This window comes from Rheinheimera oceanensis (assembly GCF_018831085.1).
Lineage (GTDB): Bacteria > Pseudomonadota > Gammaproteobacteria > Enterobacterales > Alteromonadaceae > Alishewanella > Alishewanella oceanensis.
The window spans coordinates 248,294-259,118 of the sequence record NZ_JAGPNM010000004.1 but is presented as its reverse complement, the minus strand read 5'-3'; the positions used below and the strand labels follow the sequence as shown (position 1 = coordinate 259,118).

Annotated in this window: 9 protein-coding genes; 7 read left to right on the top strand and 2 right to left on the bottom strand. The window is 47.5% G+C overall.

The window, feature by feature from the left end; translation table 11 throughout:
- Positions 1-37: 37 nt before the first annotated feature.
- The gene (locus J3B89_RS11320) at positions 38-2,599 is read right to left on the bottom strand and encodes a TonB-dependent receptor plug domain-containing protein (protein ID WP_215397674.1); all 2,562 of its coding nucleotides are present in this window, start codon (positions 2,597-2,599) and stop codon (positions 38-40) included.
- 216 nt (positions 2,600-2,815) lie between these two features.
- Here J3B89_RS11320 and J3B89_RS11315 point away from each other — a divergent pair, with 216 nt between their 5' ends.
- Entirely contained in the window at positions 2,816-3,382 is a 567-nt protein-coding gene (locus J3B89_RS11315) for a GNAT family N-acetyltransferase (protein ID WP_215397673.1), read from the top strand.
- Positions 3,383-3,396: 14 nt separating this feature from the next.
- Positions 3,397-4,734 (top strand): NAD(P)/FAD-dependent oxidoreductase, encoded by a 1,338-nt coding sequence (locus tag J3B89_RS11310; protein ID WP_215397672.1) that lies wholly within the window; start codon positions 3,397-3,399, stop codon positions 4,732-4,734.
- A gap of 31 nt (positions 4,735-4,765) precedes the next feature.
- Here J3B89_RS11310 and J3B89_RS11305 read toward each other — a convergent pair whose 3' ends face one another.
- On the bottom strand, positions 4,766-7,114 hold the full coding sequence (locus tag J3B89_RS11305; protein WP_215397671.1) for a TonB-dependent receptor: 2,349 nt from the start codon (positions 7,112-7,114) through the stop codon (positions 4,766-4,768).
- Positions 7,115-7,288: 174 nt separating this feature from the next.
- Between J3B89_RS11305 and J3B89_RS11300 the strand changes: the two genes are divergently transcribed.
- From J3B89_RS11300 to J3B89_RS11280, 5 genes are all read left to right on the top strand, one after another.
- Positions 7,289-7,933: a LysE family translocator gene (locus J3B89_RS11300; RefSeq protein WP_349814214.1), complete on the top strand. Its 645-nt coding sequence runs from the start codon at positions 7,289-7,291 to the stop codon at positions 7,931-7,933.
- Between the two features lie 45 nt (positions 7,934-7,978).
- Complete coding sequence (locus tag J3B89_RS11295; RefSeq protein WP_215397670.1) at positions 7,979-8,509, top strand: YaeQ family protein; 531 nt, start codon at positions 7,979-7,981, stop codon at positions 8,507-8,509.
- 94 nt (positions 8,510-8,603) lie between these two features.
- Entirely contained in the window at positions 8,604-9,518 is a 915-nt protein-coding gene (gene trhO / locus J3B89_RS11290) for an oxygen-dependent tRNA uridine(34) hydroxylase TrhO (RefSeq protein WP_215397669.1), read from the top strand.
- 163 nt (positions 9,519-9,681) lie between these two features.
- Positions 9,682-10,230, top strand: coding sequence for a cytochrome b (locus tag J3B89_RS11285; protein ID WP_215397668.1), 549 nt, complete (start codon positions 9,682-9,684; stop codon positions 10,228-10,230).
- A gap of 14 nt (positions 10,231-10,244) precedes the next feature.
- A complete protein-coding gene (locus J3B89_RS11280; RefSeq protein WP_215397667.1) occupies positions 10,245-10,814 on the top strand; it encodes a YceI family protein in 570 nt (189 codons plus the stop codon).
- The last annotated feature ends 11 nt before the right edge of the window (positions 10,815-10,825 follow it).

The window sequence follows — 10,825 nt, the reverse complement described above, 5'->3', positions numbered from 1 at the left end:
CCGGTTAAGGCGGATTTTTGTTTTACAACAGAGTCTGTCAGAAGCGGTAAATGCCCTTCAGATAGTAATAACCACCATTGATACCCATCGGAGAGGTTTCAAAGTACTTGGCGCCGAGTATATCGCTCATCCATTGTGGCAGACGCTCTGGTTTGGTATCGAACAGATTTTGTGCACCTAAGGCGACAGAGAAGCTGTCATTGAAGTGGTAGCTAACTTCTGCATCGAATGTCACCTTAGATGATGCCATCTGCGTAAGCTCAGGATCATCGGCATGCACGCCCTGATAGCTGCCATAATAGTTTGTGCGAATAAACATATCGATGCTATCCCAATCTTGTTTCCAGGTCAGAGTAGCACGATGATCGGGCAAATCTTTTTCCAGCCGGGATACTTTAAAATCACCTGTCACTGCGGTGAAATTAGTGACAGTGGTATCGGTCCAGTTGTAAGCCAGACTAAAAGTACTGCGGCCGTTAAGTAAGCTGGCAGAGTAGTTGGCAACCAAATCCAGGCCACGGGTGACGGTATCAAAGTCATTAGTCAGGAATGTGATCTGCGACAAGCTCTCAACGCCCCTGACACCTGCCGCCCGCAGTGCATCCCGGTCAGCCTGGGTTACATCAAACTCAGCAGATTGACCTATGCGATCATCAACTTCAATACGAAATACATCCGCGGTAAAGAAGAAGTTATCACCGTTATACACCAGGCCCACAGCAAAGCTTTTTGATTCTTCCGGCGTTAACTCTTTGCCGCCTTTAAGCAATGAAACCGGATTAGTGGCGGGTAATAACGCGATATCAACCAACTCGCCGCCAATCAGTGCCGTACGCACATTCCGCACATTTGCCTGGCCTACCGTAGGCGCTCTGAAACCTGTACTGTGCGAACCGCGCATAGCCCAGTCTTCACTTAAGCGGTACTGAGCAGTTACTTTATAGTTAGTAGTGGAACCGAAGCTTTCATAGTCTTCAAAACGCAGAGCTGCAGCCATCAAAAAGTTTTCGCTAAATTCGGCTTCAACATCAACATAAGCTGCATAGTTACGGCGGGTATTCGTACCGGCATCATCTGGCTGAAACCCGGGAAAGCCATTAGAGCCATTAGTTAACTGACTGACATAAGGCCCGATTTCCCATGATGCAACTTCGCCTGCTACTATCTCAAAACTCTCTTCGGTCCATTGCAGGCCGCCTGCTACAGTCAAGTCCTCGTACAAGCCTGCAGCAACATATTTGACAAAATCTGCAGTAAAGGTTTTTTCTAACTGAATGTATTTACCGGCTTCAAACTCAGTAGGAGTATTGGGGCCTAGTGACGCATTCACAGTGTTAACAATGTTAAATGTTGATTCGCTGCGGCCGACTGAGCCTGAGAAGTCATATAATATGCCTTCCAGCCAGCCGGATTTAAACTCGCCTTTAGTGCCTGCTGTTAATGAGGTATCAGTGATATTGCCGCCAAAATTAGGTGTAAAGCCGCCCGGAAACATCGAGAAGAACGTGAAGCAGTTAGCAGGTAAAGCATCTACTGCTGTGGTTATCTGTTGATGATTAAGCCCGCCAATAGGGACATTTGCACAACCGCCAGCGCCGGTTGTATCGACAACCTCCAGTGTTTCACCGCCGTCGTTCGAGAACACACCGCCACGGTTATGTGGGTTACGGTAATAGAAACCGCCTGTCACATCACGCTCAGAATAGTTACCAAACAGATAGGCTTCACGGCCATTGCCTAATTCCAGGCCGGCATTAGCAAACAGCGTGATGTCGTCTTTAATTTTAGGCGAGCCCCATACCTGAGTAATCGGGGCAATAAACGGGTTGCCGTCATCAGCAATAGCCTGCGCATCGGCGCGTTGCACACTGCGGCTGGTTGGATCAGCATTTTTCAGTTGTGCACTGATATTGACAAAACCATTGTCGGTTAATGGCATACCAATATTCGCCGCTATTTCCGTTGAAGTGCCATCACCGGCGTAATATTCACCGCGTTTTACTTCTAAAGAACCACCTTGATCCGCATCTTTGAGCACAAAGTTAATTACACCCGCGATAGCATCAGATCCATATTGTGCGGCTGCACCGTCCCGTAATACCTCAACTTGCTTCATTGCAATACCTGGGATCACTGAGATATCAGAACCCTGAGCACCATCGTTAATACCACCACCTAAAAAGGTAATGACAGACGCTTTATGCCGGCGTTTACCGTTTAGTAAAATTAGAGTGCTGTCTGAAGACAGGCCGCGTAAATTTATTGGTCGGATCAAACTGGCCGCATCACTGATCGGATTAGCATGCACGTTTAACGACGGCACTGAACTGGTTAGCATGTTTAACATGTCAGAGTTGCCGCTTTTCATCAGTTCGTCGCCGCCAATAATGTCGATGGGTACCGGAGAATCCCCGATAGATCGTGGAGCTGAGCGAGTACCTACCACAGCTATTTTTTCTACGGCTTGTTCTTTCTTGGCTGTGTCTGCAGTGTCTTCCTGCGCCATAGCTAAGCTGGTACTGATACCGAACGACAGCGACGCTGCAAGGCCAAATTTTACGGCTCGAGCAACCGGATGGTAATTATTATGGTTTTTCATAGTTTGTTCCTGGATTATTTTTGCTATTTAGCAGACGCTTATGTTTTTTATCTCGCGTCCAGATAACCATATTGGATAACTCGGATGTTGTCTATCGTATATTTCTGTTATTTCGACTCTAAAATAGGAAATTACATTCGATTGCATAGAAAAACATTGCCGTAGTTACAGCGACTGATTTATAACAACGCTACCGTTATTGTCATGATCACAACGATGCAAATAACCGAACTTACCCCGGCTTTTTTTCCTGCCGTCGTCCGCCTGGCCAATACCATCCACGGCGATAATTATCTTAGCCATACCAGCCTGACAACAATGCAACTACAAGGTATCGCAAAAGGTATTAATGCCAGTTTTGTTGCAATTGATGAACAACAACAGCTGATAGGTTACCGCTTAAGCTTTGCAGCCGGGCAGTGGCAAAGCGACAACTGGTGTACAGAAGCACTATGGCCTGTGGCGCGTGCTGATATGGCGTATTTTAAATCTGTGGGGGTAAGCGCTGGGCAGCGGGGTAAAGGCGTTGCGTCTTCACTGTTACAGGCCTCAGTTACAGCATTAAAGCAACAGGGGGCTAAAGCCGGGCTGGCACATATCTGGCGTGAGAGCCCGGGCAATGCAGCACAACGTTATTTTAGCCAGGCGGGAGCTGTTTTAGTTAAAGTTCACCCGCAGCGCTGGCGGCATTTGTCTGAAACCATGGGTTACTTTTGCCCGGTGTGTGGCGCATTGTGTAACTGCAGCGCCGCTGAGATGGTGCTAACTTTTAATGCCAGCTAGTTCAGGAGCACGTTATGTATGATCCGCTGGTGGATAAGGATATCGGGCAGGGGGCAGCTTACCCGTCTTCGTACTGGGCTGCGCAAACTAAAACCAGTGCAGGCACTGGTGCAATTGTCGCAGACCAAAGCACAGACATTGTAGTGATTGGCGCCGGTTATACGGGGCTGAGCTGTGCTTATCAGCTGGCAAAACGGTTTAACCGTGACGTTACCGTATTGGAAGCGCATCACAGCGGCTGGGGCTGTAGCGGCCGCAACGCCGGTTTTGTGCTGCGTGGCACCGGGCGCCTGGGGCTGGCGCAGTTAACACAGCGTTTTGGCTTAGATACTGCACAGTTGTTTCATCAGGAATACGGCGCAGCTATAGCGCAGGTTAAACAGATGATTGCAGAGGGCGGCATTGCTTGCGATATCCAGCCAGAGGGTTATTTAAAAGTCGCTCATAATGCAACGATAGCGGCAGAGTTACCGGCACAGGCCGCGTTTTTACAGCATCAGTTTGGTTATCAGGCGGAGTATTTGTCTGCTGAGCAACTAAAAAACGACTACATGCACAATGTCCACGCATATGGGGCAGTGAGGTTCCCCGATTGTTTTGGTGTTAACCCGTTGGCGCTTGCTCAGGGCTATGCAGTTATGGCGCAACAAAGCGGGGTCAAGCTATATACCGGATCACCGTTACTGAGTTGGCAGCGCGGTGCTGACGGCAGTTTTTTGCTGCAAACGCCACAGGCCAGGGTGCGTTGCAAACAGCTGATGCTGGCGACTAATGGTTACACACCCAAGTGCCTGTACCCACCGCTAAACTGCGCTTGTTTGCCGGTGCTCAGCAGTATTATTGTTACCCAACCGCTCACGGCGGAGCAACTTGAACAAAGTGCTTTACACCACACCCAGTTGGTAATGGATACCCGTGCGCTGAAATACTATTACCGTAAGTTACCAGATAACCGCATTTTATTCGGCGGGCGTAGTGCAGTGTATGGTAAAGATGCTGAAAAAGCCGTGTATCCGGCGCGCCTGTTGGCTGCACTTAAAACCTGTTTCCCGATGTTGGCACAGCTACGTTGTGAATACCACTGGAGTGGCTGGGTTGCAGTGTCATATGATGATTTACCACGGGTGTGTGAAGCTGAGCCCGGTTTGTTTTATGCCGGCGGTTATTGCGGCAGTGGTTTATCGTTCAGCACTCTGGCCGGAGTGCGTCTGGCGGAATTAACTATGGGTATTAAAGTGCCACAGTTGCCGATATACCAAAACCGCCTGGTGCCGTTTCCGTTACCTGCTTTCAGGCGGCTTGGCCAGCAGGCCTATTACCAGTGGGGCCGCGTTAAAGACCGTTTCCTGTAATAAAAAGCCCGGTTAAACCGGGCGTAAGTTACTAGAAGGTTGCCCGCAGGCCAAGTGTTATCGCCCGCCCCGGCAGTGGTGCATCGGCTTTAATAAAAGAGCTGTGCACAAAACTCAGCTCGTTGGTTAAATTAGTGCCGCGTAAAAAGACGGTCATATCTAACTGTGACAAGCTGAAATCATAATTTACGCTGGCATCAAGCAGGGTATAGGCTTTGGTAACGGTTTCGTTTGCCGCTACTTTGTTCTGCTTTGCGTAACGTGTTACACCTAAATCTGCACTCCAGCTAATACCTTGGTACTGATAGCCCAGACCGGTTTTATAAGGCGGAATACGTGGCAGATAATCGCCTCCGTCCAGCTTGGCGCGTACAGCGTCAAAAAATACATTGAGTGATTGAGCATGATCTAACTTGTAGCGGGCTTCAAACTCTGCGCCGTACAAGGTGGCATCCTGTTGTTGATACTGATACAGGCCAAAATTGTCATGGCCGTGATCTTCTTCACCGGTTTCGTCACCGTGGCCTGCTTCTAAATCTGCCATGGTAAGGCCGGTATCTGCCAGGTACAGATAGTTGTGTACCTTGTTGTAGAAAAAGTTATAGGTGAAACTCAGATCGCCGTTAAAACTGCGAAAGGTAATATCGATATTATTTGCTGTTTCTTTTTTTGCTTTTTGTTCAGATAACTCCAGTTCACCATCATCTAGCTGGTACATCAGGCCAAGCTCATAGCTGCTGGTAGCAATATGCGCACCGTTAGAATACAGCTCTGCTGCACTGGGTGCACGCTCTGAGCGGCTTACAGCCAATGCCCAGGAAAAGCCCGGCACAAATTCCCAAACCACACCTGCCGATACACTGGCAGCTGCAAATCTGTCAGCAATACCATTGGCTAAGGCGCCATCGTGCCCCAGCTCCAGAGCGCCGGCATCGTGTTTTGTTCGCTCAATACGGCCACCCAGCTGAGCGGACAAATTACCAAACTGTTTTTCTTCCAGCAGAAATAAGGCGTGCGTTAATGTTTTGCTGTCTGGTGTAAAAGCCTCTTCACCAAAGGCCTGATAATCAGAGTGTTGCAAATGGTAACCCACCAGGCCATGCCAGCCGCCAATGGTTTCGTGTTCCAGCGTAATACGGCTTTCCAGAGCTTTATTTTTAAAGGTGGTACCTACACTACCTGCTTCAATTTCCTGATGTTGATAGTCGGTGTAAGCAGTATTCAGCGATAAGGTCTCAATGCCTGACAACGGGCTATACCATTCACCGGCTACGCTGATGCGGTTTTGCTTTAGTTTGGCAAAAACACCTTCTTCCTCATGCAAATGTTCATCTTCATGTTCGTCGTGTTCTTCCGCATGATGGTGATGGCCCGGTATGCCATAGTCAAACTCTAACCGGCCAATGCTGATACCGAATAAACCGCGCTCACCAATATAGCTAACACCTCCATTAACAGCTTTGCTTTGTATCCAGGAGTTTTCCAGTGTTTTACTGCTGTCACCTTCATCGTTAGTAAAACGTGGTACATCATAATCTGAGCTGTCACGGTTAAAGCCATCAAAGTGCCAGGCAACATTATTGTTACTGCCTTCATGGTTTAGCGCGACAGTTTTTTCATCTGAGACATCAACATAGCGGGTTTCCACTTTGGTTTCGCTGCTGCTGCGTAACTGGCGCGGAATACGGTTATCTACAACATTGATCACCCCACCAATAGCGCCACTGCCATACAGTAAGGTGGCGGGGCCACGTAATACTTCAATTTGTTGTGCAGTGATAGCGTCAGCACTAATTGCATGGTCCGGCCCGATACGGGATACATCCGCAGTGTCCAGACCATTATTTAAAATACGTACGCGTGGGCCGTCCAGGCCGCGGATCACCGGGCTTGATGCCACCGGGCCATAATAATTGGCGTGTACACCAGGCTCGTATTTCAGGGTTTCGCCGATGGTAGGTTCCGTGCGCCGGCTTAACGCTTCTCCGGTTAATACGGATACCGGCGTTGCCATTTCCAGGTTGTATTTATGAATACCTGAGGCGGCAACCACAATACGCTCGACACCACCTGGTGATAAGTTGATATTCAGTTGTGGTTGCTCAGGTGTTACGGTAATAAAGCTATCGCCATAACCGGCAGCTGAGATATGCAGTTCTGCATGGGCCGGAGCCTGGATACTAAAACGGCCTTGCTCATCGGCATAAACATATTGCTGACGGCCATGGATATGAACACGGGCATTTTTCAGCGGTTGGCCCTGGATATCCGTTACAACGCCGGTATAGCGTTGTGATGGTTCTTGTGCTGCAACATTAAATGCCAGACCGACAAATATTGATAACAGGCTGTAACGTCGCAAAGCAGGGGTTCGGCGCATGTTGGATTCTCTCAATAAAATAGCGTGATGTTGTAACATTTTACAGCTTTATGCTGCGTCAGCAAACGCCATCCGGATTGAATAGCCTAAATGACAGCTATGAGCGATTAAATTCTGGTACAACACCGGTAGAAGTTATTAGAATATTTGTTTTTTTACTGTTGAGGTTTCTACGTGGCAGATTTTTGGCCGGAGTTCTTACTAATTGCAGTAGTACACCTGATGGCTGTCGCAAGCCCCGGGCCCGATTTTGCCATAGTACTGCGTTACGCAGTGCGGTTTGGCCGTCAACCGGCGCTTGCTGCCAGCCTCGGTATTGGTACTGCAATACTGCTGCATGTTACCTGGTCACTGGTGGGCATCGCCGTGCTTATTCAAACTACGCCCTGGCTATTTAAGGTACTGAGTTTTGCCGCAGCAGGTTATTTGTTCTATATCGGCGTAATGGCACTAAGAAGCACTGCACCGTCGCATCCTGAACAAGCGATTGCTGGCAGCGCAAATGAGTATATGCCCTCAGCCGGCAAAGCCTTTGTCGCCGGTTTTATTACGAATGGCTTAAATCCCAAGGCTACCTTATTCTTCTTATCGCTATTTGCGGTCATTATTTCGCCAGTGACGCCACTTTTTTACAAAGTAATTTATGGTGGTTATATGGCTGTTGTCACAGCGGCCTGGTTCTGTATGTTATCGATAATTCTAACCCAAACAAAAGTAAGAGGTTTTTTGCTGTTAAAAGGCTACTGGTTTGATCGGTTGATGGGGGTATTATTATTGGCACTGGCTATGCATCTGGTTGTTTCAAGTATTAACAGCTAAACTCTGCTTATGCCAGGCAGAGTCTGGTTTAGTGAGGTTGTGATCATGCAAATGGCCAGTAAGCTGATAAAGCTGGATCTGGATTATAGCTGTGATGCCAGTCATGCTTATCAACAGCAACGTCATTATGTCTCACCGTGGCAGGGGGAGAGTGCAGAGCATTTTGCCAAACGCTTACTGGCGTATCTTAGCTTGTACGAGCTGCACCCTAGTTTTGCTAAAGACAACTCCGCTGGCAAAGCGCCTGATCTGTATATCCAGGATCAACAACAGCATTTTCAACTCTGGTGCCAACTGGAGTTGGTACCCGAAAAACGCCGGTTGCGCGCCTCGCATCTGGCAGACCAACTGCTGCTGGTGCTGGATGAACAGGAAACCAGCAAAGCACAACACGACCAGTGGCCGGCTAATCAACGTATTTTTACGCTGAGTTCTGCACAGTTGGCAGAGTTTTGTCTGATGCTGAAAAGCCATATGAAACTTAGCGTGTGGCGCGAAGATCCACTGCTGTCCATTACCGATGGCGAGCATTTATTACAGCTTAATCTTGCTGCATTGCTGGAAAAACCACATTAAGTATGTGGACTTGCCTTAATTACTGCGAACGCTATAATACGCCCGATTTTAATATTGCTGCGGATTTACGGTCCGCCTTTGCAAGAGGTAAGTTATGTACGTAGTTGCTGCTTTATATAAATTTGTCCGTTTGCCTGATTACGTGACACTGCGCGATGCGCTGTACGATCACATGGTAGCGAACAAAGTCAAAGGGACGTTATTACTGGCCGAAGAGGGGATTAACGGTACCATTTGTGGTGAACGTGCCGGTGTGGACGCAGTTAAAGCCTGGCTGGATGCAGATAGTCGTTTTGACGGTATGAGCTACAAAGAATCGCTATCCGACGAGCTGGCGTTTTACCGCACTAAAGTAAAGCTGAAAAAAGAGATTGTTACTATGGGCGTAGAAGGCATTAACCCTGCGCATATTGTCGGCACCTATGTAAAAGGCGATGACTGGAATCAATTGATCAGCGATCCCGACACCATTTTAATTGATACCCGCAATGACTACGAAGTGGCTATCGGCACTTTTAAAAATGCGATAAACCCCAACACTACCACCTTTCGTGAATTTCCACAGTGGGCGGCAGAGAATTTAGATAAAACCAAACATAAAAAAGTGGCGATGTTTTGTACCGGTGGGATCCGCTGCGAAAAATCCACTGCTTTTTTAAAAGAGCAGGGCTTTGACGAGGTGTATCACCTTGATGGCGGTATTCTGAAATACTTAGAAGAAATGCCGGAGCAGAATAGCCTGTGGCAAGGCGAGTGCTTCGTATTTGACCAGCGTGTTGCGGTAAAGCATGGCCTGGAACAAGGAAGCTATGATCAGTGTTATGCCTGCCGTATGCCGCTGTCTGTAGAAGAAATGACATCTGATAAATATGTTAAAGGCTTGAGCTGCCCACATTGTTATGACAACACGACAGCCGAGCAAAAAGCGGCCTTTGCTGAGCGCCAGCGTCAGGTTGAGCTGGCCAGACAGCGGGGAGAAAAGCATATTCGTGATGGTAAATTTGAATAAATAATGATCTTTTTGTATAAAGCCGGCACTTTGCCGGCCTTATTTTTAGCTGCAATATATTACCTTCTTATTTTCTTTCTATAAAATAGAACATATAGGCGCTAATAATGTAGTTTTAGTTTTGCTAAATTGCATTATCATCTGTTTTCTGTCAGGAGTACTTATGTTTAAAAATTCACAGACTCAATTTGGATTAATTAGTGTAAGTTTGCACTGGCTGGTTGCGCTGACGGTATTTGGCCTGTTTGCAGTTGGTTGGTGGATGGTCGATTTAAGCTACTACAGTCAATGGTACCGTACTGCTCCGCATTGGCATAAGAGTGTTGGCATTTTGCTAGGTATGGTTATGTTGTTCCGCCTGTTTTGGCGCGTTATCAGCCCACCGCCAGGGCCACTTACCACACATAAGCGCTGGGAAAGGAAAACAGCTACGGCAGTGCAGATTTTACTATATCTGCTTATTTTTATACTGGTGTTGAGCGGCTATCTTATTTCTACTGAAGATGGCAGGCCAATAACTGTATTTGACTGGTTTGACGTACCGGCGTTGGGTGCTTTGTTTAATAAACAGGCTGACATTGCCGGGCTGATACATGAGTATGTCGCCTACAGTGTAATTATACTGGCTGTTTTGCATGGTCTGGCGGCGTTAAAACATCATTTTATTGATAAAGACAATACGTTAAAACGTATGTTTGGGCGTAAACCTTAACTCTGGAGATAACAATGAAAAAACTATTATTGGCTGCGTCAATGGCCGCTATGATGGCAGTACCGGCGCAAGCGGCTGACTATGTTATTGATACACAAGGTGCGCATGCCTTTGTGCAATTTAAAATAAGCCACCTAGGATATAGCTGGTTATATGGTCGCTTTAATACGTTTTCCGGTGATTTCAGCTATGATGCTGATAAGCTGGAAGCCTCTAAAATTCAGCTGACTATCGACACTAACAGTGTCGATTCTAACCATGCCGAGCGCGATAAGCACCTGCGCAGTGGTGATTTTCTAAATGTTAGCAAACACCCTAAAGCCACTTTTGTCAGCACTAAAATTGTACCCAAGGCAGGCGACACTTTTGATCTGCATGGCAACCTTACCTTAAATGGTGTTACTAAAGAAGTGGTTATTGCCGCTGAAAAACTGGGTGAGGGTAAAGATCCGTGGGGCGGTTACCGGGCCGGTTTTGCCGGCACTACTACCTTAACCCTTAAAGATTTTGCTATTAATACCGATTTAGGCCCCGCATCTGCCACTGTGCAGCTGGATTTAACGGTAGAAGGTATCCGTAAGTAATACCGCAAAAC

Excerpts from the sequence above, each read along its gene's own strand:
- J3B89_RS11320 (WP_215397674.1), bottom strand. The coding sequence starts at position 2,599 with ATGAAAAACCATAATAATTACCATCCGGTTGCTCGAGCCGTAAAATTT.
- J3B89_RS11315 (WP_215397673.1), top strand. The coding sequence starts at position 2,816 with ATGCAAATAACCGAACTTACCCCGGCTTTTTTTCCTGCCGTCGTCCGC.
- J3B89_RS11310 (WP_215397672.1), top strand. The coding sequence starts at position 3,397 with ATGTATGATCCGCTGGTGGATAAGGATATCGGGCAGGGGGCAGCTTAC.
- J3B89_RS11305 (WP_215397671.1), bottom strand. The coding sequence starts at position 7,114 with ATGCGCCGAACCCCTGCTTTGCGACGTTACAGCCTGTTATCAATATTT.
- J3B89_RS11295 (WP_215397670.1), top strand. The coding sequence starts at position 7,979 with ATGCAAATGGCCAGTAAGCTGATAAAGCTGGATCTGGATTATAGCTGT.
- trhO (WP_215397669.1), top strand. The coding sequence starts at position 8,604 with ATGTACGTAGTTGCTGCTTTATATAAATTTGTCCGTTTGCCTGATTAC.
- J3B89_RS11285 (WP_215397668.1), top strand. The coding sequence starts at position 9,682 with ATGTTTAAAAATTCACAGACTCAATTTGGATTAATTAGTGTAAGTTTG.
- J3B89_RS11280 (WP_215397667.1), top strand. The coding sequence starts at position 10,245 with ATGAAAAAACTATTATTGGCTGCGTCAATGGCCGCTATGATGGCAGTA.